Consider the following 22968-nt stretch of genomic DNA (forward strand, 5'->3'; position numbering starts at 1 on the left):
ATGAGTAAAAGAACAACATATTGTGGTCTAGTAACAGAAGATTTATTAGGACAGCGTGTCACATTAAAAGGTTGGGTTCATAACCGCAGAGATTTAGGTGGATTAATTTTCGTAGATTTACGTGACCGAGAAGGTTATGTACAAATCGTATTTAACCCTGACTTTTCAAAAGAAGCATTAGAAATTGCAGAATCTATTCGTAGTGAATATGTAATTGAAGTTGAAGGTACAGTTACAAAACGTGATCCAGAAACAGTAAACCCTAAAATCAATACAGGTAACGTGGAAGTACAAGTAGATCATATTCATATCATTAACAAAGCACAAACACCTCCATTTTCAATTAATGATGAAAACCAACAAGTGGATGAAAACATCCGTCTAAAATATCGTTATTTAGACCTAAGAAGACAAGAACTTGCACAAACTATTAAAATGCGCCATCAAATTACACGTTCAGTACGTGAATTCTTAGATGGAGATGGATTCTTTGATATCGAAACTCCTGTATTAACAAAATCTACACCAGAAGGTGCACGAGACTACTTAGTACCATCTCGTGTTCATGAAGGGCAATTTTATGCATTGCCGCAATCTCCGCAATTATTTAAACAATTGTTAATGATCAGCGGTTTCGATAAATATTATCAAATCGTTAAATGCTTCCGTGATGAAGATTTACGTGCAGATAGACAACCTGAATTCACTCAAGTCGACGTAGAAATGAGCTTCGTTGATCAAGAAGATGTTATGGAAATGGGTGAAGCATTACTTAAAAAAGTAGTGAAAGATGTTAAAGGTGTTGAACTTACTGAGCAATTCCCACGCATGACATATGCAGAAGCAATGTCACGTTATGGTTCAGACAAACCTGATACTCGTTTTGATATGGAATTAAAAGACGTTTCTGAACTTGGACGTACTATGGATTTCAAAGTATTTAAAGATACTGTTGAAAAAGGCGGAGAAGTTAAAGCACTTGCTGCAAAAGGCGCTGCAGATAAATATACACGTAAAGATATGGACACTTTAACAGAATTTGTAAATATTTATGGTGCAAAAGGTTTAGCTTGGGTTAAAGTTGTTGAAGATGGCTTTAGCGGCCCAATTGCACGCTTCTTCGAAGATAAAGATATTGAAAAAGTTAAAGAATTAACTGGTGCTGAACCAGGAGACTTAGTGATGTTCGTAGCTGACAAACCAAGTGTTGTAGCTCAAAGTTTAGGTGCATTACGTGTGAAATTAGCACATGAATTAGGACTAATCGATAATAACAAACTTAACTTCCTATGGGTAACAGATTGGCCGTTACTTGAATATGATGAAGATGAAAAACGCTATGTTGCAGCACATCATCCATTCACATCACCTAAAGATGAAGATTTGGATAAATTAGATTCTGCACCTGAAAAAGCACAAGCCAAAGCGTATGATATCGTCTTAAATGGTTATGAACTTGGCGGCGGCTCTATCAGAATTCATAATGCAGATATCCAATCAAAAATGTTTGAAGTACTTGGATTCACAAAAGAACAAGCACAAGAACAATTCGGCTTCTTATTAGATGCCTTTAAATATGGTGCACCACCACATGGCGGAATTGCATTAGGTTTAGACCGCTTCGTAATGCTGCTTGCTGGACGTAATAACTTGCGTGATACAATTGCATTCCCTAAAACAGCATCAGCAGTTTCATTAATGACACAAGCACCAAGCGAAGTTTCAGATAAACAATTAGAGGAACTATCACTACGCATTCGTCATTAATAAAAAATTTGAAATTTCGATGGTTTAAATTTGCAATTAAGGTAGAATGTGGTAATATTAACTCATAAGATAGTCGTCTGAAATATTCGTAGTTTGCTGTATGTATTTTGACCTAACACTCTTTGATCAGGGAGCCCAATAGGTTTTCTTGCAGCGCACACGCCTCACTAGGAGGACTTGCAAAACAAGAAACAGGGCACCCACCTGTATATAGCAGGCCAAAATGATCAAGCTATTATAACTACGGTACAACGGATTCTATCGTACGCAGAACTTCGGTTCTGCGTATTTTTTTATTCACAAAATTTTAGCTGCGGTATACTTAAAATTAGAATTTGCTATAATGAATAGATGTAAAAGTAAGAATTAAAGGAGTACTAAAATGAAGCATCAATTTTCACGCAATGAATTGGCCTATGGCAAGGAAGGATTAGATTTACTCAAAAAACAAACTGTCGCAGTATTAGGTGTCGGCGGTGTAGGATCTTTTGCTGCAGAAGCACTTGCTAGAACTAATATCGGCCATATTATTTTAATAGACAAAGATGATGTTGACATCACTAATGTCAATCGTCAGCTACATGCATTAACCACTACAATCGGTCAAAGTAAAGTAACATTAATGGAAGAACGTATTAAATTAATTAACCCAGATTGTAAAGTGACATCATTGCATATGTTTTATAATGAAGATACGTATGAAGCATTATTTAATGACTATGATATAGATTATTTTATCGATGCCAGTGATACGATTATGTACAAAGTACATTTGATGAAAGAATGTTTGAAACGTGATGTTAAACTTATTTCTAGTATGGGCGCTGCTAACAAAACAGATCCGACTAGATTCCAAGTTGCAGATATTTCTAAAACAAATACAGATCCAATCGCTAAAATTATCCGTCAAAAACTGAAAAAAGATGGTATTAAAAAAGGTGTACCTGTGGTTTTTTCTGATGAAAGCCCTATTGTGATTCGTGAAGATGTAAAAGAAACTGTTGGTGATAAAAATGCAGCAACAAGAAAAGGGCAAATTCCACCTTCATCAAATGCATTTGTTCCAAGTGTAGTAGGATTGATTTCTGCGGGTTATGTAATTAACGATATTTTAAAAGATATACCCGTTACGCGTATTAAAGATCGTAAACAAGATAAATAAAAGGTTGTATAACAGAAACGCTGAGAACATAGTATCACTATGTCTCGGCTTTTCATTATACAACCTTTTTATAAGTTCTTTTGCTGTTTAGAAATATTATCATATACCTGTTTAAATTGCTGTTCAGCTTTAGACGTAGATTTAGGATGGTAATATTGTCTGTTTTTTAATTTATCCGGTAAATATTGTTGTGGTATAAAACCATTTTCAGAGTTATGCGGATATTGATAACCAATGGCTCTTCCTAACTTTTTAGCACTGGCATAATGACCGTCTTTAATATGGTCAGGAACTTGACCAGCATGTCCTTTGCGAATATCAGATAATGCAGCATCAATGGCTGTGATACCAGAATTAGATTTAGGTGACAAGCACAATTCGATGACAGCCTGGCTTAGTGGAATTCGTGCTTCTGGAAAACCTAAACGTTCTGCAGCTTCAATTGCTGCCAATGTTCGTTGTCCTGCTCCAGGTGATGCCAAACCTATATCTTCATAACTGATAACAAGTAATCTTCTCGCAATAGTTGGCAAGTCGCCGGCTTCTATTAAGCGTGCTAAATAATGTAAAGCTGCATCTGTATCACTGCCGCGTATCGATTTTTGGAATGCACTCATTACATCATAGTGCATATCTCCATCTTTATCACTCATGAAACTGCCTTTTTGCAAACAATCTTCTGCATCTTGCAATGTAATATGAACTTCACCATTTTCATCTGGTTTTGTACTTAATACGGCAAGTTCTAATGCATTTAACGCAGCTCTTACGTCGCCTTGGCTTTGAGTTGAGAAATACTGAAGCGCGTCATCATCAATATTGACATTATATTCAGCTAAACCACGATCTTTTTCAGAAAGTGCACGTTCTAATGCAGTACGAATATCATTTTCATCTAAAGGATAAAGTTCAAAGATTTGGGCTCTAGAACGAATAGCAGGATTGATAGCATGATAAGGGTTAGAAGTCGTAGCACCGATTAAAACAATCTTGCCATTTTCTAAATGAGGTAATAAGAAATCTTGTTTAGCTTTATCTAATCTATGAATTTCATCTAACAATAAAATAACTTGGCCAGACATTTTGGCTTCTTCAACTACCATTTGCATGTCTTTTTTTGTATTGGTAACAGCATTGAGCTGTCTGAATTTGAATTGGGTAGAACCTGCAATGGCTTTTGCAATACTTGTTTTGCCGATTCCTGGCGGACCATAGAAAATCATGGATGTGAGACGTTTCGAATCAACCATTCGTCTAATAATTCCTTTTGGGCCGACAAGGTGCTGTTGTGAAATAATCTCATCCAGGTTCTGTGGACGCATTCTTGAAGCTAGAGGTTCATTATTCAATCTCGAATCACACCTTTCTGTTACTATATTAACGTAAAAAATGCTAAAATTGAATAAAACTAAATCGGATTAAGCGAGGTAATAACATGAAAATTTCAACAAAAGGGAGATATGGTCTGACCTTGATGATTTCTCTTGCTAAAAGAGAAGGGCAAGGTTGTGTATCATTAAAGACAATAGCTGAAGAGAATAATCTTAGTGATCTATACTTAGAGCAATTAGTTGGACCGTTAAGAAATGCTGGGTTAATTAGAAGTGTCCGCGGTGCAAAAGGCGGATATCAACTTCGTGTACCAGCTGATGAGATAAAAGCAGGCGATATTATCCGTCTATTAGAAGGCCCGATTTCATTTGTTGAAAGTATAGATTCTGAACCACCAGCTCAAAAAGAATTGTGGTTACGTATGCGCGATGCAGTCAGAGAAGTACTTGATGGTACAACGCTTAAATACTTAGTGGAATTTAATGATTCTGATAAACTCGATAATTATATGTTTTATATTTAAATAAGAAAAGCTTACCAACTTCTGTTAGGTTGGTAAGCTTTTTTGATGCTTTTTGTGCAAATATATAATAATTTTATTTCTTTTGTTTATATATTATTTTAGAAGGGTATATTAAGTTATGTGACAACAAAGCTTTACATCATAGAGTGTAACTTGAGGAGGACGATAATCATGAAAGATGAAAAAAATAAAATCAAAGATTATGAAGCTTATGCGAAAAAACATGCAGATTCGAAAAAATTGGAAAAACATCAATCCAAAAAAGAAAAAGGCCAGCATGTAATGGATGAAATGCATGAAGAATTGGTTAAACATGGTGGTCCAGATAAGCCTTAATAATGTTTAAAGTGATTGCTAAATGGATAATATGAAATACAAAATAATATAAAATGCTTTGGAGGGATTCCACATGGCTAATAATGAAGAGAATAAATTTGAACAAGCCAAAGGCAATGTTAAAGAAACAGTAGGAAACGCTACTGATAATAAAGATTTAGAAAAAGAAGGCAAAGCAGATAAAACATCTGGTAAAATGAACGAAAAAATCGATGAAGTTGCTGATAAAGCAAAAAACTTCACTGATAAATTAAAAGATAAATTTAATAAAGATAAGTAATATCTAAAAAAGGCGCCTATCACAGGCGCCTTTTTTTATAAGTCTTTAATTATTTTTTTCAAGCGTTTGAATGAGTCGATTTGTTTGTCTTTGTCATAAATGTAGCTGATAGCCATCAACTCATCAATTTCACCATAGAAATCAATAAAGTCTTCGATTTGTGCTTTGACTGTTTCTTCTGAGCCGATTAAAGAGTCTTGAGCACGTTTTTCAGCCATTTGTAATTCAGCAGGTGTTAAAACAGATGCTAAATCATCAACTGGCGGTTGAAGCGGCTCCATTCTGCCTCGTGCAATACTAATCATCACTTGTGCTAAAGTAGTAGATAATTTTTTCGCTTCTTCATCTGTTTCTGCTACGATAGCATTCAAACATACAATAACGTATGGTTTATCGAGTACATCAGAAGGCTCAAATAATTCTTTATAAATCGCAATCGCTTCTTTCATCTGCTGTGGAGCGAAGTGACCAGCAAATACATAAGGCAACCCTTGTCTTGCTGCTAAGTGGGCTGAATCTGTTGAAGAACCGAGAATATATAAAGGTACATTTTTATCAACAGCTGGATAAGCTCTTACGTAGCCTTGTTGATTTTCAGGACCAAAGAATTTTTTTAATTGTGCAACTTCCTCAGGAAAAGCATAAACACCATTATGCTGATCGCGTCTTAATGCACTTGCTGTCATCATGTCAGTACCAGGGGCTCTTCCTAAACCTAAGTCTACACGATTCGGGTAAATTGTTTCTAATGTACCGAATTGTTCAGCCACTACTAATGGTGCGTGGTTTGGAAGCATAATTCCTCCAGAGCCCACACGTATTTTTGAAGTATGTTCTAATGTATGTTGAATCAGCAATACAGTTGCAGAGCTTACTAAATTAGGCGCATTGTGATGTTCTGCAATCCAGTAACGTTCATAATCTAATTTATCTAAATTTTGAGCAAGAGTCACCATATCATCGATTGCTTCTTTTTCATCTCCGCCTTCGCGAATAGGTACTAAGTTTAAAGCTGAAAGTTTTATATCACTCACAAATTTTGCCTCCTTTTATAATCATGTCTCAATTATAACAGTGGTATTCAAAAGAAAGTATTTAACTGCTTATCAACTAATTTTCAGATGTTATAATGAAAATGAAACAGAGCACTAGAAAAATTGACATGATGGTGCTAGAATTGGAACATTGATAAAATTGTGAGGAAGTGTCTGACTAATGGAAGTATATGCAGATTATGCAGCAACCACTCCTATAAAACCAGAAGTTATAGATAAAATGATGGAAATGTATCAACATCATTATGGCAATCCGTCATCCATTCATAGCGTCGGCAGAGATGCACGTCAATATTTAGATGCGTCACGTAGAGAAATTGCATCTTATATAGGTGCTAAGCCGAATGAAGTTGTTTTTACTAGTGGTGCAACAGAATCAAATAATACTGCAATTAAGGGTCTAGCGTATGCAAATCAACATAAAGGAAAGCATATCATTACTTCTAAGATTGAACATCATTCAGTATTGCATGTTTTTGAACAGCTTGAAAAAGAAGGTTTTGAAGTTACTTATTTAGATGTGAACCAAGAAGGTATTATTGATTTAAACCAATTAAAAAACGTGATGCGCGAAGATACGATTTTAATGTCTATAATGTTTGTGAATAATGAAGTCGGCACTGTCCAGCCGATGTATGACATAGAAGAAATTGTGAAGCAATACGATACACTGCTGCATGTAGATGCAGTACAAGCTATAGAGCATTTACCTATCAAATTTGACGAATTTGAATTTGATACAATGAGTGTCACTGCACATAAATTCGGAGGACCAAAGGGTGTAGGAATGCTGCTCGTGAAAGAGAAAACACCGATTAAGTTCTCACAACTTGGCGGTAGTCAAGAAACAAAACGTCGCGCAGGTACTGAAAATATGCCTCAAATTGCAGGTATGGCTGAAGCATTAAAAATCGCAGATGCACAACGTGATGAAAATAATGTGCATCTTATGAATTTGAAAGAATTATTTTTAGTACAACTCCAAGAACGCAGTATTCCATTTGAAGTAAATGGTTCTATGACAGATACAACAGGTCATATTTTAAATTTATACTTTCCGTTTATTGACGTGGAAACAATGCTGACTTTATTAGACTTAGCTAATATCAGTGTTTCATCTGGTTCGGCTTGTACAGCAGGGTCTACAATGCCTTCTCATGTATTAGAAGCAATGTATGGAGAAGACCCTAGAACAAAACAATCTATCCGTTTCAGTTTCAATGAATTAACAACTGACTTGGAAATTAAATATATCGTAGCAGAAATTCAAAAAATTTATCATAGATTTAAGGAGGAATAAACTTGAGCAACCAAGATACAAGAGTTGTAGTAGGTATGTCTGGCGGTGTTGACAGTTCAGTTACAGCCCACTTACTGAAAGAACAAGGATATGATGTCATTGGTATCTTTATGAAAAACTGGGATGATACTGATGAAAATGGCGTTTGTACTGCAACTGAAGATTATAATGACGTAATAGCAGTTTGTAACCAAATCGGCATCCCATATTATGCTGTCAACTTTGAACAAGAATACTGGGATAAAGTATTTACTTATTTCCTAGATGAATATAAAAAAGGACGTACACCGAATCCTGATGTAATGTGTAACAAAGAAATTAAATTCAAAGCATTTTTAGATCATGCAATGAAATTAGGTGCTGACTATGTTGCAACAGGCCATTACGCGCAAGTAAGACGTGATGAAGATGGAAATGTTGAAATGCTGCGCGGTGTTGATAACAATAAGGATCAAACATATTTCTTAAATCAATTAACACAAGAACAGTTATCAAAAGTAATGTTTCCACTAGGCGGTATGGAAAAATCTGAAGTCCGTCGTATCGCAGAAGAACAAGACTTAGCAACAGCTAAGAAAAAAGATTCAACAGGTATCTGCTTTATCGGCGAACGCAATTTCAAAGAATTTTTATCTAACTATTTGCCAGCACAATCAGGTGATATGCGTACATTAAACGGCAAAAAAATGGGAACACATAGCGGATTGATGTATTATACAATCGGTCAACGTCATGGTTTAGGTATCGGCGGAGATGGAGACCCATGGTTTGTTGTAGGTAAAAATTTGGAAGATAATGTTTTATATGTAGAACAAGGATTCCATCACGATGCACTTTACAGCGATTACTTAATAGCTTCAGATGTATCACTTGTGAATGATATCGATTTAACAGATGGTTTAGAATGCACTGCGAAATTCAGATATCGTCAAAAAGATACAAAAGTTACAGTTACACGTATCGGAGAAAACCAAATCCGTGTTGATTTTGATGAACCTGTCCGTGCTATCACACCGGGACAAGCAGTTGTACTTTATGACGGTGATGTTTGCCTTGGCGGTGCAACAATCGATGATGTATATAAAGAAGCAGGACAATTAACATATATTGTTTAAATGAATAGTATAGAGACGAGAATATTACCTCGTCTCTTTTTTTACATAATATACATCATATCTGTTAAAATATATATTTGAAATGAGATAGAAATGAGGATTAAAAAATGAAACAAGAAGCAATCTATCAACTCATTAAAGAAGGTAAGTTTGAAGAAGCTTTAAAAGCACTTTTTGAAAATATTGAAGAAAACCCTGAAGCAATTGAAAATTATATCAACTCAGGTATATTGCTTGCTGAAGCAGGAGAAGTAGAAAAAGCAGAAAAATTTTTCCAAAAAGCTTTAACTATAGATCCAGACAATGGTGCGATTTATTATAATCTGGCTAATGTTTACTATAATGCTGAAAGTTTCAACGATGCGATTAAATTGTATCAGCAAGCCTTGCAAAAAGGTGTGGATGAAGCGGATACCAATTACATGATTGGTATGTCATTCAATCAATTAGGCGCATTTAAAGAAGCAATGCCGTTTTTAATGCGTGCATCAGAACTTGATGATAAAAACGATGAAGAAATCCAGTTTCAATATGGTCTTGTGCTGTGCCACTTAGAAATATTTGATGCAGCTGTTGAGCAATTAGATAAAGTACTCTCACAAAATCCTGAAAATACAGATGCACTGTATAATCGCGGATTAGCAGGCTATATGAAGACGGAAAATACAGAGGAAGCAATGCCGTATTTTGAACGTGCGATTGAAATTGATCCTAAACATTTATTAAGTCAACATGCGATTAAAATGTTCAAACAGCTTGATCAAGAGGAGGAATAACATTTGAGCAACCCTACATTATTTGATTATTCAATGGTCAAAGGTACAGTTGAAGCTATTCTTTTTCAAAATAAAGAAAACTTTTACACTGTATTAAAAGTAGATCCAATCGAGACAAATGAAGAATTTGATAGTATGCCGACCGTTGTAGGGTTCTTTCCTGAAATTGCGGAAGGAGATGTTTATACTTTTAAAGGTCAAGCTGTCACTCACCCTCGATATGGCAAGCAATTAAAAGCTGAGACCTTTGAAAAAGAACTGCCGCAAACTAAAGATGCGATTGTAAGTTATCTCTCAAGTGATTTATTTAAAGGCATCGGGAAAAAAACAGCAGAAAATATCGTCGACACACTTGGTGAAAATGCGATTAATAAAATTCTTGATGATGAACAAGTATTGGCAGAAGTACCGCATCTGTCTAAGAAAAAGCAAAAACAAATTGCAGAACAAATTTACAGTAATCAAGAAGTTGAAAAAATCATGATTCGTCTGCATGATTTAGGTTTCGGTCCTAAATTATCGATGAATATTTACCAAGTTTACCAAGTTGAAACACTCACTGAAATTGAGAAGAATCCGTATCAGCTTGTCTATGATGTTAAAGGGGTCGGTTTTAATAAAGCTGATACTTTAGCTAAGAATCTTGGTATTGAATACAATGATCCTGAACGATTAAAAGCAGGATTATTATATACAATTGAGGAAGAATGTATTAAACAAGGACATACGTATTTGCCGAAAGATTATGTGATTGAAGCTTCACAAGATACTTTATCTCAAGTGCATAGCGAATCCATTGATGCCCAATTGTTGGAAGAGATGATTGTACAGCTGACTGAAGAAGAAAAGTTGGTAGAAGCAGATGAAACACTTTCTGTACCAAGTTTATATTATTCAGAAGTTAAAAGTGTACAAAATTTATATCGCATTGAAGCACATCAAACAAAACTAGAGACAATTGAACAATCAGACCTGCAGATACACATTGGAGAAATTGAAGATGTCAATAATGTAAATTATGCTGCATCTCAAAAAGAAGCACTTGAAACTGCTATAAATTCTAAAGTCATGCTGTTAACAGGCGGGCCTGGTACAGGTAAAACAACTGTGATTAAAGGTATTGTAGAATTATATGCTGAAATCCATGGTCTGTCTCTTGATTATGATGATTATAACGAAGATGATTATCCTGTCGCTTTAGCAGCACCAACAGGCCGAGCTGCTAAAAGATTGCAAGAATCTACGGGATTAGAAGCTATGACGATACATCGATTAATCGGTTGGAGCCAAGAAACAAAACCAGAAGACGTTCTTGAAAATGAAATCAACGCTAAGCTGATTATTATCGACGAAATGTCTATGGTCGACACATGGCTGTTCCACCAATTTTTAAATGCCGTTCCAATTGATGCGCAAGTCATCTTAGTAGGAGATGAAGATCAATTACCTTCAGTAGGTCCAGGGCAAGTATTTAAAGATTTAATTGATTCTAAAGTAGTGCCGCGTGTGAATCTAACTGAAGTTTATCGCCAACAAGACGGTTCTAGTATTATTGAATTAGCACATAAAATGAAACTGGGACAGCCAATTGATATTACACAACGATTTCATGATCGCAGTTTTATACCATGCAGTGCCGATCAAATACCGGATGTAGTTAATAAAGTGGTAACCTCAGCTGTGAAAAAAGGTTATGATATGAGTGATATTCAAGTACTTGCACCGATGTACAGAGGCAGTGCTGGTATTAAGCGTCTGAATAAAGTACTTCAAGACATTTTAAATCCTAAACAAGAAGATACACGTGAAATCGAATTCGGAGATGTTGTTTTTCGAAAAGGCGATAAAGTACTGCAATTAGTTAATCGACCAAGCGATAATATTTTTAACGGAGATATTGGCGTCATTCAAGGTATCTTTTGGGCAAAAGAAAATGAATTGAATAAAGATGTGTTAGTCGTTGATTTTGATGGAAATGAAATTACATTTACCAAACAAGATATGATGGAACTTACGCATGCTTATTGTACTTCCATTCATAAAGCGCAAGGTTCAGAGTTTCCAATTGTGATAATGCCGGTAGTCAAACAATATTACCGCATGCTGCAAAGACCGATTATTTATACAGGATTAACGCGAGCTAAACAATCTTTAGTTTTTCTAGGCGACAGTCAAGCCTTTGATATTGGTATGCAAACCTATGGTCAAGTGCGGATGACACGTATGGCACAGCTATTGCGCGATTATTTCGGTACAGAAATGAGCGAAACAACAAATGAAACAGAAAATGATATAGATACAAACGAGATAATTGCAGAACAAAATTCAAAAGTCATTGCGTTATCAGAAGAAACAATATTTGAAATTGACCCGATGATTGGAATGGGTAATGTCACACCTTATAGTTTCGCGAATGATAAATAAAAACATCTTCGAAACGACATATAATTGACATTTACTCACCATCCATCTAAAATAAAACTAAATTCGCATAAAGATGAGTAGTCAATGTACTATGCTTGAGAGAGGTGCCGGCTGGTGAAAGGTATCGCAAACATTGATGAACGCTACTTTATGTCAGTCCGTATAAAACAATGAGTGATGTGTTGTGTTGAATCACACACATAACTAGGGTGGTACCGCGATACATTCGTCCCTTTAGAGGATGAATGTATTTTTTTATGCACAAGTATACGGAGCTTAAACATCGTAAATTAGGAGTGAGGATTATATGAAGCAGTTGAAAGCAAGTGAAATCAGACAAAATTTTATTGATTATTTCAAAGAACAAGGACATATGGTAGAACCTTCAGCACCACTTGTACCGATTGATGATGATTCTTTATTATGGATCAATTCAGGCGTTGCAACATTGAAAAAATACTTTGACGGACGAGAAATTCCTAAAAAGCCGAGAATTGTCAACTCTCAAAAAGCAATCAGAACAAATGATATTGAAAATGTAGGATTCACAGCACGTCACCATACATTTTTTGAAATGTTAGGCAACTTTTCTATCGGTGATTATTTCAAACGTGAAGCGATTGAGTTTGCATGGGAATTCTTAACGAGTGATCGTTGGATGGGTATGGAACCAGAAAAATTATATGTAACGATTCATCCAGAAGATACAGAAGCATATGATTTATGGCATGATGTTATTGGATTAGAAGAAAGCCGTATTATTCGTATTGAAGGCAACTTCTGGGATATCGGTGAAGGACCATCTGGCCCGAATACAGAAATTTTCTATGATCGCGGACCAGAATATGGTGAAGACGATCCAGCTGAAGAAATGTATCCAGGTGGCGAGAATGAACGTTATCTCGAAGTATGGAACTTAGTATTCAGTGAATTCAACCACAATAAAGATCATACGTACACACCGCTTCCAAATAAAAATATTGATACCGGCATGGGTCTGGAACGTATGGCTTCTATTGCACAAAATGTACGTACGAACTACGAAACTGACTTATTTATGCCGATTATTGAAGATGTGGAAAAAATTTCTGGTAAAAAATATCAAGAAAATGCAGAACAAGACGTTGCTTTCAAAGTCATTGCAGACCATATCCGTACAATTGCTTTTGCAATTGGTGATGGTGCTTTACCTGCAAACGAAGGACGCGGTTATGTATTACGTCGTTTGCTGCGCCGTGCAGTACGCTTCAGTCAATCTCTAGATATCAATGAACCATTCATGTATCAATTAGTCGACACAGTCGCAGATATCATGGAACCTTATTATCCAGAAGTAAAACAAAAAGCTGATTTCATCAAACGTGTAATTAAATCTGAAGAAGAACGCTTCCACGAAACATTAGAAGAAGGTCTTGCAATCTTAAACGATATGATTAAAGATGCCAAAGCAGGCGGCAATGTTATCAATGGTAAAGAGGCATTCAAACTTTATGACACATACGGTTTCCCAATTGAATTGACAGAAGAAATTGCAGACAACGAAGGTTTAACTGTGGATATGAAAACATTCGAAGCGGAAATGCAAAAACAAAGAGACCGTGCACGTCAAGCACGCCAAAAATCAGAATCTATGCAAATTCAAAGCGAAGTATTAAAAAATATTAAAACGCAAAGCACATTTACAGGTTATGAAGTCATGGATCAAAACACAAAAATTACAGATATTATTGTAAATGGCGAACGTGTAGAAAAAGCAGATGCAGGAGATACTGTATTCTTTGTATTAGAAGCAACACCATTTTATGCGGTGAGCGGCGGTCAAGTCGCAGACCAAGGTACAGTGAGCAATGAAAACTTTGAAATTGAAGTGACAGAAGTTACAAAAGCACCGAATGGTCAGAACTTGCATAAAGGCGTAGTTCAATTCGGACAGGTGTCTGAAGGTGCTGAAGTTGAAGCATCCGTGAACCATGCAGATCGACGAGATATTAAGAAAAACCATAGTGCTACACACTTATTGCATGCTGCATTAAAAGAAGTTTTAGGCGATCACGTTAACCAAGCAGGTTCACTTGTTGAAGGAGACCGCTTACGTTTTGACTTCTCTCATTTCGGTCCGGTAACTGAAGAAGAATTAGAACAAGTCGAACGTCGTGTCAATGAAGAAATCTGGAAAGGTATTGACGTTACAATCAAAGAAATGCCGATTGAAGAAGCAAAAGCATCTGGTGCTATGGCTTTATTCGGAGAAAAATACGGCGATATCGTACGTGTTGTAGACATGTCACCATTTTCAATCGAATTATGCGGTGGTATCCATGTACAAAATACTTCTGAAATCGGATTATTCAAGATTGTCAGCGAATCAGGTACTGGTGCAGGTGTACGCCGTATCGAAGCATTAACAGGTAAAGCTGCATTCTTATATCTTGAAAGTGTTCAAAATAAATTTAAAGCAGTCAAACAACAAGTCAAAGCAAAAGAAGATGACCAAGTTGCTGAAAAAGTAACTCAACTCATCGACAACGAAAAACAATTGCATAAACAATTAGAACAACGTAATCAAGAAATTACTGCATTGAAAATGGGCAGTATCGATGACCAAATCGAAGAAATCAACGGTTTAAAAGTATTAGCATTGCAAGTTGATGCAGAGAATGCAAAATCCTTACGTCAAACAATGGATGATTTTAAATCTAAATTACAAGATACAGTGATTATCTTAGCAAGCGATGTTGGTGAGAAAGTCGCATTAGTCGCAACTGTACCTAAAGCAGAAACAGATAAAGTCAAAGCAGGCGATTTAATTAAAAATATGGCACCTGTTGTCGGAGGTAAAGGCGGCGGCCGTCCGGATATGGCTCAAGGCGGCGGCAGCGATCCAAGCAAGATAACAGAGTCATTACAATTCATTAAAAACTATATTAAATCGCTATAACTTCAGCGCACTCTCATGTAGAATGGTATATGTATCAGCCTACTAATGTAGAAGGAGTGTGTAAGAAAATGAACAATTATGATAAAACAATGCGATTTAATCTTGAAGATGTCCCAAAAGAAAATGTTAAATCAGTGTTGACAAATGTATATAATACCTTGAAAGAACGCGGATATGACCCTGTGAATCAAATTGTCGGATATTTATTATCTGGAGATCCTGCTTATATACCGCGTCATAATGAGGCAAGAAATCAAATCAGAAGAATCGACCGCGATGAAATTATGGAAGAACTTGTTTCAAATTACTTGAATGCGTCTAAAGATAATTAATTATGCTATCACATAAAATTATAGGTTTAGATGTAGGCAGTAAAACAGTCGGCGTTGCTGTCAGTGATTTAATGGGTTGGACCGCTCAAGGCTTAGATACACTCCGAATCAATGAAGAAGAAAATGAATTAGGTATTACAAAGTTAGCAGAAATCATAAAAAAAGAAGATGCAGACACTGTTGTAATAGGATTGCCGAAAAACATGAATAATTCTATTGGATTTAGAGGCGAAGCTTCGTTAAAATACAAGGAAGAACTTCTGAAAATGTTACCGGATCTCAAAGTGGTAATGTGGGATGAACGCCTTAGTACCATGGCGGCAGAAAGATCATTATTAGAAGCGGATGTTTCAAGAAGCAAACGTAAGAAAGTAATTGATAAAATGGCTGCTGTGTTTATATTGCAAGGTTATTTAGATTCACTACAATAAACCTGAAAAAGGAGCGTTATTTATGTCTGAAAAAAATAATAATCAAGATGCAGAATTACAAATCAATAACGATGAGGAACTTTTAACATTATACGATGAAGAAGGTAATGAAGTTTTATATCGTAAAGTATTAGAATTTTATCATCCAGAATTCGATAAAGAATATGTGATTTTAGCTGAAGAAGGCGAATCATCAGATGATGATGATATGATTGAATTAATTCCGATGATTAATGTGCCGGATGAAGAAGGCGACGGCGGCAAATTCTTACCAGTCGACACTGAAGAAGAATGGGACATGATTGAAGAAGTCGTTAATACTGAAATGGAATAATACTTTTCAAAAAGACGGAGCACCAAGCTCCGTCTTTTCTTTATACATCAATCCGAACAAGTGTTCTAACCCCCGTAAATTTCGCATTTTTTAACTGCAAGTACGTTATATTTTAACTGAAAAGATAATTTTACAACAATCTGAAGTCAGCACTTAATTTTAAAGCACTTTTATGGTAAAATATGTAAAGTTAAATTATAAGAAAAAGTTTATGAAGTTGGTAACATCTTTAAATCAGTCATAAAGGCTGATTTCTTTTTGTTAATTTTCGATGAAGGAAGCGTATTATGGATAAAAATGAAAATTACTTAATTAATTTATCGCAGAAACATCCGCATGAATTAGAAGCGTTAAGACCTTACGCAGAAAAAAATAATGTTCCGATAATCCATCCTTTGTCGTTGGATATGATTAAACAGTTGATACGAATACATCATAGTGAGCGTATTTTAGAAATTGGAACTGCTATCGGCTATAGCGCAATGCATTTTGCATCTGTCAATCAAGATATTCAAGTTTGGACAATTGAACGAGACGAAACAATGCAAAGTGCCGCTAAAGAAAATTTTGCGCAATACCCTTATGGCTCACAAGTCCATATGATTGAAGGGGATGCAAGAGAGACATTTGAGCGTGTTCAAGATAAAACATTCGATATGATATTTATTGATGCCGCAAAAGCACAATCTCAAAAATTCTTCGAGCTCTATACTCCATTGCTCAGAGAAGGCGGACTCGTCATTATAGATAATATTTTATATCATGATTTTGTAGCTGATATTGACGTGGTCAGAAGTCGCAATGTGAAACAGATGGTAAAGAAAATTCAAAAGTTTAATGCATGGTTAAATGACAATCCACACTTTGAAACAAACTTTTTAGATATAGAAGATGGTTTAGCCATCGCGATAAAAGGAGAGTCAAAATGACAGAATTACTTGTGACACCTAAATCATTATCACATATTGAAGTGTTGATTGAAAAAGGTGCAGATGCCTTTGTAATAGGCGAACAAAAATTCGGCCTGCGTCTTGCCGGTGAGTTTGATCGAAATGCAATGAAAGAAGCAGTACAACTTATTCACGAGAATGGTAAAAAAGCATATGCTGCAGTCAATGGTATTTTCCACAATTACCATTTGAATGCTTTAGAAGATTATATTCAATTCTTACATGATATCAAAGTCGACCGTATTATTTTCGGAGATCCGGCTGTTGTGATGTATGTGAAAGCACAAGAAAATCCTATTCCTTTGAATTGGGATGCAGAAACTATCGTAACAAATTACTTCCAGTGTAATTATTGGGGTAAACGTGGTGCCAAACGTGCAGTGCTTGCACGCGAATTGAGCTTAGAAGAAATTTTAAATATTAAAGCACATGCAGATGTAGAAATTGAAGTACAAGTACATGGTATGACTTGTATGTTCCAATCAAAACGTATGCTGCTCGGTAATTATTATACATTCCAAGACCGTCAAATGAAGATTCAACGCAATCATGAAGATAGTGATAAACAATTACTGCTTTATGATGAAGAACGTGAAAATCAATATCCTGTTTTTGAAGACTATAACGGTACACATATTATGTCTCCGAATGATATTTGTTTGATAGAGGAGCTTGAGCCGTTGTTAGAAGCGGGTATTGACAGTTTAAAAATAGATGGTGTATTACATACAGAAGAATACATCAATGTATGTACTGAACAGTACAGAGAGGCAATTGACTTGTATCAAGAAGACCCTGAAGCTTATGAAGATGAAAAATTCATGCTTGTAGACCCGATTGAAGCAATTCAACCTGAACATAGACCATTTGATGAAGGGTTCTTATTCAAACATACAGTATATTAAGGGAGGCGATGGCTTGATTACACAAGCTGAAAAAGCAGAGTCAAAACCAAAAAGCCAAATGAAAAAACCTGAGCTGCTGGCACCTGCCGGAAACTTAGAAAAATTAAAAATTGCAGTACATTATGGTGCAGACGCTGTGTTCTTGGGCGGCCAAGAATATGGATTGCGTTCAAATGCTGATAATTTTACGATGGAAGAAATTAAAGAAGGCGTAGAATTTGCTGATCGATACGGTGCTAAAATCTATGTCACAACCAATATCATAGCTCATGATGAAAATATGGACGGCTTAGAAGACTATTTAAGAAATCTTGAAGCTACTGGTGCAACAGGTATTATTGTGGCAGACCCATTAATTATTGAAACATGTAAAACCGTAGCACCGAAATTAGAAATCCACCTTTCTACTCAACAATCACTAAGCAACTATAAAGCAATTGAGTATTGGAAAGAAGAAGGATTAGATCGTGTTGTACTTGCTCGTGAAACAGGTGCGATGGAAATGAAAGAAATGAAAGAAAAAGTCGATATTGAAATCGAAGCCTTTATTCATGGTGCAATGTGTATCGCATATTCAGGACGTTGTACATTAAGCAACCATATGACAGCACGGGATTCCAACCGAGGCGGATGTTGTCAAAGCTGTCGTTGGGATTATGATTTATTAGAAGTAGATGAAGATGGAGAACTTGATTTATTTTACAAAGACGAAGAAGTCACACCATTTGCGATGAGCCCTAAAGATTTGAAATTAATTGAATCTATTCCGAATATGATGGATTTAGGCATCGATTCACTCAAAATTGAAGGCCGTATGAAATCTATCCATTACATCGCAACCGTTGTTTCTGTCTATCGTAAAGTGATTGATGCATATGCTGAAGATCCGGAAAACTTCAAAATCAAACCAGAATGGCTGTTTGAACTAGATAAGTGCGCTAACAGAGACACTGCTTCTTCATTCTTTGAAGGCACACCTGGTTATCAACAACAAATGTTCGGCAATGAATCTAATAAAAAATCTCCTTATGATTTCTGCGGTTTAGTCTTAGATTATGATGAAACAACTAAAATAGCGACAATTCAACAACGAAATCACTTTAAACCTGGACAAGAAGTAGAATTTTTCGGTCCAGAAATTGAAGGCTTCAAACAAATCGTTGAGACAATTTATGATGAAGAAGGCAACGAACTAGATGCAGCACGTCATCCGTTGCAAATCGTGCAGTTCAAAGTCGATCATCCGATTTATCCTAACAACATGATGCGAAAGGAAGTATAATCATGAATGCTACAACGATTATCGGAATCGCTGGCGGTTCAGGTTCTGGAAAAACATCTGTTACAAATGAAATTTTGCATAATTTAGAAGGTCACAGTGTTGCATTAATTGCACAAGACTACTATTATAAAGACCAATCCCACTTAACTTTTGAAGAACGGTTGAAAACCAACTATGATCATCCATTCGCTTTCGATAATGATTTATTGATTCAAAATTTAATGGATTTACGAAATGGCATCCCAGTAGAAGTTCCGACATATGATTATGTCAATCACACAAGAAGTGCTGAAACCATTGCATTTCAACCTAAAGATGTTATTATCGTAGAAGGAATATTTGCACTTGAAAACAAAACATTAAGAGATTTAATGGATGTGAAGATTTATGTCGATACAGATGCAGATTTACGTATCTTAAGACGATTAATGCGTGATACAAAAGAACGCGGTCGTTCAATGGAATCGGTAATAGAACAGTATTTAAATGTGGTGCGTCCTATGCACAACCAATTTATCGAACCGACAAAAAGATATGCGGATATTATTATCCCTGAAGGCGGAAGTAATAAAGTCGCAATCGACATAATGACAACTAAAGTCCAATCATTGATTAACAATCAACAGTAACTTTTGAGTAAAGGAAGATGCCAATATGGAAAATCAAAAACAATATCCAATGACACAAGAAGGTTTTGAGAAGTTAGAACAAGAACTAGAAGAATTAAAAACAGTTAAACGACCAGAAGTCGTTGAAAAAATTAAAGTCGCACGTTCTTTCGGTGACCTGTCTGAGAACTCAGAGTATGATGCTGCGAAAGATGAACAAGGATTTATCGAACAAGATATTCAACGTATCGAGCATATGATCAGAAACGCTTTGATTATTGAAGATACAGGAGATAACAATGTTGTACAAATCGGTAAAACTGTTACATTTATTGAAATCCCAGATGGCGACGAAGAAGTGTACCAAATTGTAGGATCTGCTGAAGCAGATGCATTCAACGGTAAAATTTCTAATGAATCACCGATTGCACAAAGTTTAATCGGCAAACATTTAGACGATGAAGTACGTGTGCCGCTTCCAAACGGTGCTGAAATGAAAGTTAAAATCACAAACATTCAATCACAATAAGATAATCAGCATTCTTGAATTTCAAGAAACATAAAAACTGAATGGACATGATAAAGTTGGCGGTACTTTATATGAGATGAAGGCTTATGTGTTTCACAGGTTTTCTCAACTCATCATAAAGCGCCAACTTTTTTTGTGCTTAAAAAGATATGATGAAAATCACGTATTTAAACATAAACAGCTTCATTCGTGGCATTTTAGAAATTATGATAAAATAAGCGTGATACAGATAAGAAAGGGGAAGAAGTCATGATAGGTATTATAGGTGCTATGGAAGAAGAGATTTTAATCTTAAAAGAAAAAATAACAGATCTCGAAGAAATTTCAATTGCACATGCAAAATTTTATAAAGGTTACATCGATAATCAAGAGGTGGTCTTGACACTCAGCGGTATCGGTAAAGTAAATGCTGCACTATCTACAACTTTATTAATCAATACATTCTCTCCAGATGTTATTTTAAACACAGGGTCAGCTGGAGCATTAGATCACTCATTAGAAATCGGTGATGTATTAATCAGTACAGAAGCTACATACCATGATGCTGACGCCACTGCATTTGGTTATGAATTAGGACAAATCCCTAATATGCCTATCGCATATGCTGCAGATGATGATTTAATAACATTAGCCCAATCTGTTGTGGAACAAAAAGAGATGAATGGAAAGCTCGGTTTAATTGTCAGTGGCGACAGCTTCATCGGTGAAGTCAGCCAAAGAGAAACAATTAAAACAAACTTCCCGGATGCAATGGCTGTAGAAATGGAAGCCACTGCTATTGCACAAACATGTTATCAATTTAAAGTGCCGTTTATTATTACAAGAGCAGTATCAGATTTAGCCAATGGCGAAGCGAATATGACATTTGATGAATTTATTGGAGAAGCAGCTAAGTCTTCAAGTGAAATTGTATTAGAAATGTTGAAATCTTTATAAGGATAAGGTGAAATCAGTAATGGGTATTTTAAGTAAACTTTGTATGCCGAATGCTTATGTACAAAATATTCATCAAATTAATTTTGACGAATTAGCACAATCAGGTATCCGCGGTGTAATTACCGATTTAGATAATACACTCGTAGGATGGGATGAAGCAGATCCTACACCTGCTGTCATACATTGGTTTAATAAATTAAATGAATTAAATATTAAAGTAACAGTCGTTTCAAACAACCATCAAAAACGTGTTGCAAGCTTCTGCACACCGTTGAATGTTGATTATATCTTTGAAGCACGAAAACCGATGGGCAAATCATTTAAACGCGCTTGTGAACATATGGGCCTAAAACCAGAAGAAACAGTGGTCATAGGCGATCAAATGATGACAGATGTCATCGGAGGCAATCGTCGCGGCATGTATACCGTTATGGTTGTTCCTGTAAAGAAAACAGACGGTTTTATAACAAAATTCAATCGCTTGATAGAACGCAGATTGTTAAACAGATATAAAAGAAAAGGCTATATTAAATGGGAGGAAAATTGATTGACTGAAACGCTTAAATGTATCGGTTGCGGTGCACCGCTGCAATCAGAAGATCCTAAAAAACCAGGTTATGTTCCAGCACACAGTTTACACAAAGAAGATGTAATCTGCCAACGCTGCTTCAGATTAAAAAATTATAATGAAGTTCAAGATGTCGGTATGGATAGTGATGATTTTTTAGATTTATTAAATAATCTCGCAGATAAAAAAGGACTCGTCGTCAATGTGTGCGATATTTTTGACTTCGAAGGATCTTTCATACACGCTCTAAAACGTATTGTTGGTAATAAAAAAGTGATTTTAGCAGCAAATAAAATTGACTTGCTGCCAAAACAAATCAATAAACGCCGTGTAAAAGAATGGTTGAAAAAAACAGCGAAAAAATATGGATTAGATCCAGAAGCCGTAATTCTACTTTCTGCACAAAAAGGCTATGGAATAAATGAACTGCTGGAAGCTATAGATAAATATCGCAATCATGAAGATGTTTACATTGTCGGTACAACTAATGTCGGAAAATCTACTTTAATTAATAAGTTGATTGAACATAGCGTCGGTGAAAAAGATGTCGTCACAACATCTCGTTTTCCAGGGACAACATTAGATATGATAGATATTCCGCTAGATGACCAAACATTTATGTTTGATACACCCGGTATTATTCAAGAACACCAAATGACACATTATGTTTCGGATAAAGAATTAAAACAAATTATGCCGAATAAAGAAATTAAACAACGTGTTTATCAATTAAATGAAAATCAAACATTATTCTTCGGCGGTTTAGCACGTATCGATTACATTTCAGGCGGTAAGCGTCCGCTTGTATGCTATTTCTCAAATAATTTGAATATACATCGAACAAAAACTGAAAAAGCAGATACATTATGGCAAACACAATTAGGTCATCTTTTAACGCCGCCTAATCAAGCAGATCACTTCGATTTAAATGATATTAAAGCAGTACGACTAGAAACGGGTAAAGAAAAGCGTGACGTGATGATTTCAGGACTTGGATTTATTACAATCGGACCTGGAGCTAAGGTTGTAGTACATGTACCGAAATCTGTTGATGTTGTGCTTAGAAATTCAATCATGTAGGTGAT

At 35.7% G+C, this 22968-nt stretch carries 23 protein-coding genes and 1 other RNA gene; 22 read left to right on the forward strand and 2 right to left on the reverse strand.

Translation table 11 applies throughout. The annotated features are described in order from the left end of the window. The 3 genes from aspS (at nt 1) to A4G25_RS01275 (ending at nt 2929) form a co-directional block, all read left to right on the forward strand. Nucleotides 1-1767, forward strand: coding sequence for an aspartate--tRNA ligase (aspS, locus tag A4G25_RS01265; RefSeq protein ID WP_047131831.1), 1767 nt, complete (start codon nt 1-3; stop codon nt 1765-1767). A 71-nt stretch (nt 1768-1838) separates the two neighbouring features. Next, nucleotides 1839-2029: non-coding RNA, 6S RNA (gene ssrS / locus A4G25_RS01270), on the forward strand. A 120-nt stretch (nt 2030-2149) separates the two neighbouring features. Beyond that, a complete protein-coding gene (locus A4G25_RS01275) occupies nt 2150-2929 on the forward strand; it encodes a tRNA threonylcarbamoyladenosine dehydratase (protein WP_047131830.1) in 780 nt (259 codons plus the stop codon). Nucleotides 2930-2997: 68 nt separating this feature from the next. Here A4G25_RS01275 and A4G25_RS01280 read toward each other — a convergent pair whose 3' ends face one another. Next, the gene (locus A4G25_RS01280; RefSeq protein ID WP_047131829.1) at nt 2998-4278 is read right to left on the reverse strand and encodes a replication-associated recombination protein A; all 1281 of its coding nucleotides are present in this window, start codon (nt 4276-4278) and stop codon (nt 2998-3000) included. An 86-nt stretch (nt 4279-4364) separates the two neighbouring features. On the opposite strand from A4G25_RS01280, the gene cymR reads away from it, so the two are divergent. From cymR to A4G25_RS01290, 3 genes are all read left to right on the forward strand, one after another. Beyond that, nucleotides 4365-4784, forward strand: coding sequence for a cysteine metabolism transcriptional regulator CymR (cymR, locus tag A4G25_RS01285; RefSeq protein WP_047131828.1), 420 nt, complete (start codon nt 4365-4367; stop codon nt 4782-4784). Nucleotides 4785-4955: 171 nt separating this feature from the next. Beyond that, entirely contained in the window at nt 4956-5120 is a 165-nt protein-coding gene (locus A4G25_RS12930; protein WP_156483151.1) for a hypothetical protein, read from the forward strand. Between the two features lie 73 nt (nt 5121-5193). Continuing rightward, nucleotides 5194-5400 carry a CsbD family protein gene (locus A4G25_RS01290; RefSeq protein WP_047131827.1) on the forward strand — a complete coding sequence of 69 codons (207 nt, stop codon included), beginning with the start codon at nt 5194-5196 and terminating at the stop codon, nt 5398-5400. A 35-nt stretch (nt 5401-5435) separates the two neighbouring features. Here A4G25_RS01290 and A4G25_RS01295 read toward each other — a convergent pair whose 3' ends face one another. Further along, nucleotides 5436-6434, reverse strand: a complete 999-nt coding sequence (locus A4G25_RS01295) for an LLM class flavin-dependent oxidoreductase (RefSeq protein WP_047131826.1) — start codon at nt 6432-6434, stop codon at nt 5436-5438. Between the two features lie 181 nt (nt 6435-6615). On the opposite strand from A4G25_RS01295, the gene A4G25_RS01300 reads away from it, so the two are divergent. From A4G25_RS01300 to yqeH, 16 genes are all read left to right on the forward strand, one after another. Next, complete coding sequence (locus A4G25_RS01300; protein ID WP_047131825.1) at nt 6616-7755, forward strand: cysteine desulfurase family protein; 1140 nt, start codon at nt 6616-6618, stop codon at nt 7753-7755. Between the two features lie 2 nt (nt 7756-7757). After that, nucleotides 7758-8870 (forward strand): tRNA 2-thiouridine(34) synthase MnmA, encoded by a 1113-nt coding sequence (mnmA, locus tag A4G25_RS01305; protein WP_047131824.1) that lies wholly within the window; start codon nt 7758-7760, stop codon nt 8868-8870. Between the two features lie 107 nt (nt 8871-8977). Further along, the gene (locus tag A4G25_RS01310) at nt 8978-9646 is read left to right on the forward strand and encodes a tetratricopeptide repeat protein (RefSeq protein ID WP_047131823.1); all 669 of its coding nucleotides are present in this window, start codon (nt 8978-8980) and stop codon (nt 9644-9646) included. 3 nt (nt 9647-9649) lie between these two features. Next, entirely contained in the window at nt 9650-12070 is a 2421-nt protein-coding gene (gene recD2 / locus A4G25_RS01315; RefSeq protein WP_047131822.1) for an SF1B family DNA helicase RecD2, read from the forward strand. A 307-nt stretch (nt 12071-12377) separates the two neighbouring features. Beyond that, nucleotides 12378-15008 carry an alanine--tRNA ligase gene (alaS, locus tag A4G25_RS01320; protein ID WP_047131821.1) on the forward strand — a complete coding sequence of 877 codons (2631 nt, stop codon included), beginning with the start codon at nt 12378-12380 and terminating at the stop codon, nt 15006-15008. Between the two features lie 68 nt (nt 15009-15076). After that, complete coding sequence (locus A4G25_RS01325; protein ID WP_047131820.1) at nt 15077-15340, forward strand: IreB family regulatory phosphoprotein; 264 nt, start codon at nt 15077-15079, stop codon at nt 15338-15340. Nucleotides 15341-15342: 2 nt separating this feature from the next. Then, entirely contained in the window at nt 15343-15771 is a 429-nt protein-coding gene (gene ruvX, locus A4G25_RS01330) for a Holliday junction resolvase RuvX (RefSeq protein ID WP_047131819.1), read from the forward strand. Between the two features lie 22 nt (nt 15772-15793). Next, complete coding sequence (locus tag A4G25_RS01335) at nt 15794-16105, forward strand: DUF1292 domain-containing protein (RefSeq protein ID WP_047131818.1); 312 nt, start codon at nt 15794-15796, stop codon at nt 16103-16105. Nucleotides 16106-16392: 287 nt separating this feature from the next. After that, entirely contained in the window at nt 16393-17034 is a 642-nt protein-coding gene (locus tag A4G25_RS01340; protein WP_047131817.1) for an O-methyltransferase, read from the forward strand. Next, nucleotides 17031-17960, forward strand: a complete 930-nt coding sequence (locus A4G25_RS01345; protein WP_047131816.1) for a peptidase U32 family protein — start codon at nt 17031-17033, stop codon at nt 17958-17960. The genes A4G25_RS01340 and A4G25_RS01345 overlap by 4 nt, the downstream gene beginning before the upstream one ends. A 58-nt stretch (nt 17961-18018) precedes the next feature. Continuing rightward, complete coding sequence (locus A4G25_RS01350; protein ID WP_047131961.1) at nt 18019-19242, forward strand: peptidase U32 family protein; 1224 nt, start codon at nt 18019-18021, stop codon at nt 19240-19242. Nucleotides 19243-19244: 2 nt separating this feature from the next. Then, complete coding sequence (gene udk, locus A4G25_RS01355; protein ID WP_047131815.1) at nt 19245-19871, forward strand: uridine kinase; 627 nt, start codon at nt 19245-19247, stop codon at nt 19869-19871. Between the two features lie 25 nt (nt 19872-19896). Further along, the gene (gene greA / locus A4G25_RS01360; RefSeq protein WP_047131814.1) at nt 19897-20379 is read left to right on the forward strand and encodes a transcription elongation factor GreA; all 483 of its coding nucleotides are present in this window, start codon (nt 19897-19899) and stop codon (nt 20377-20379) included. A gap of 249 nt (nt 20380-20628) precedes the next feature. Further along, complete coding sequence (mtnN, locus tag A4G25_RS01365; RefSeq protein ID WP_047131813.1) at nt 20629-21315, forward strand: 5'-methylthioadenosine/S-adenosylhomocysteine nucleosidase; 687 nt, start codon at nt 20629-20631, stop codon at nt 21313-21315. Between the two features lie 19 nt (nt 21316-21334). Then, a complete protein-coding gene (locus A4G25_RS01370; RefSeq protein ID WP_047131812.1) occupies nt 21335-21862 on the forward strand; it encodes a YqeG family HAD IIIA-type phosphatase in 528 nt (175 codons plus the stop codon). Beyond that, on the forward strand, nt 21863-22963 hold the full coding sequence (yqeH, locus tag A4G25_RS01375) for a ribosome biogenesis GTPase YqeH (protein ID WP_047131811.1): 1101 nt from the start codon (nt 21863-21865) through the stop codon (nt 22961-22963). Nucleotides 22964-22968: the final 5 nt, after the last annotated feature.

This window comes from Staphylococcus condimenti (genome assembly GCF_001618885.1).
GTDB lineage: Bacteria > Bacillota > Bacilli > Staphylococcales > Staphylococcaceae > Staphylococcus > Staphylococcus condimenti.

What these genes read in the sequence shown, in the direction of transcription:
- udk (WP_047131815.1), top strand. Translation starts at nt 19,245, where the DNA reads ATGAATGCTACAACGATTATCGGAATCGCTGGCGGTTCAGGTTCTGGA.
- A4G25_RS01275 (WP_047131830.1), top strand. Translation starts at nt 2,150, where the DNA reads ATGAAGCATCAATTTTCACGCAATGAATTGGCCTATGGCAAGGAAGGA.
- A4G25_RS01370 (WP_047131812.1), top strand. Translation starts at nt 21,335, where the DNA reads ATGGGTATTTTAAGTAAACTTTGTATGCCGAATGCTTATGTACAAAAT.
- A4G25_RS12930 (WP_156483151.1), top strand. Translation starts at nt 4,956, where the DNA reads ATGAAAGATGAAAAAAATAAAATCAAAGATTATGAAGCTTATGCGAAA.
- cymR (WP_047131828.1), top strand. Translation starts at nt 4,365, where the DNA reads ATGAAAATTTCAACAAAAGGGAGATATGGTCTGACCTTGATGATTTCT.
- A4G25_RS01340 (WP_047131817.1), top strand. Translation starts at nt 16,393, where the DNA reads ATGGATAAAAATGAAAATTACTTAATTAATTTATCGCAGAAACATCCG.
- A4G25_RS01290 (WP_047131827.1), top strand. Translation starts at nt 5,194, where the DNA reads ATGGCTAATAATGAAGAGAATAAATTTGAACAAGCCAAAGGCAATGTT.
- A4G25_RS01345 (WP_047131816.1), top strand. Translation starts at nt 17,031, where the DNA reads ATGACAGAATTACTTGTGACACCTAAATCATTATCACATATTGAAGTG.
- A4G25_RS01300 (WP_047131825.1), top strand. Translation starts at nt 6,616, where the DNA reads ATGGAAGTATATGCAGATTATGCAGCAACCACTCCTATAAAACCAGAA.
- greA (WP_047131814.1), top strand. Translation starts at nt 19,897, where the DNA reads ATGGAAAATCAAAAACAATATCCAATGACACAAGAAGGTTTTGAGAAG.
- ruvX (WP_047131819.1), top strand. Translation starts at nt 15,343, where the DNA reads ATGCTATCACATAAAATTATAGGTTTAGATGTAGGCAGTAAAACAGTC.
- alaS (WP_047131821.1), top strand. Translation starts at nt 12,378, where the DNA reads ATGAAGCAGTTGAAAGCAAGTGAAATCAGACAAAATTTTATTGATTAT.
- mtnN (WP_047131813.1), top strand. Translation starts at nt 20,629, where the DNA reads ATGATAGGTATTATAGGTGCTATGGAAGAAGAGATTTTAATCTTAAAA.
- A4G25_RS01335 (WP_047131818.1), top strand. Translation starts at nt 15,794, where the DNA reads ATGTCTGAAAAAAATAATAATCAAGATGCAGAATTACAAATCAATAAC.
- aspS (WP_047131831.1), top strand. Translation starts at nt 1, where the DNA reads ATGAGTAAAAGAACAACATATTGTGGTCTAGTAACAGAAGATTTATTA.
- A4G25_RS01325 (WP_047131820.1), top strand. Translation starts at nt 15,077, where the DNA reads ATGAACAATTATGATAAAACAATGCGATTTAATCTTGAAGATGTCCCA.
- A4G25_RS01310 (WP_047131823.1), top strand. Translation starts at nt 8,978, where the DNA reads ATGAAACAAGAAGCAATCTATCAACTCATTAAAGAAGGTAAGTTTGAA.
- A4G25_RS01350 (WP_047131961.1), top strand. Translation starts at nt 18,019, where the DNA reads ATGAAAAAACCTGAGCTGCTGGCACCTGCCGGAAACTTAGAAAAATTA.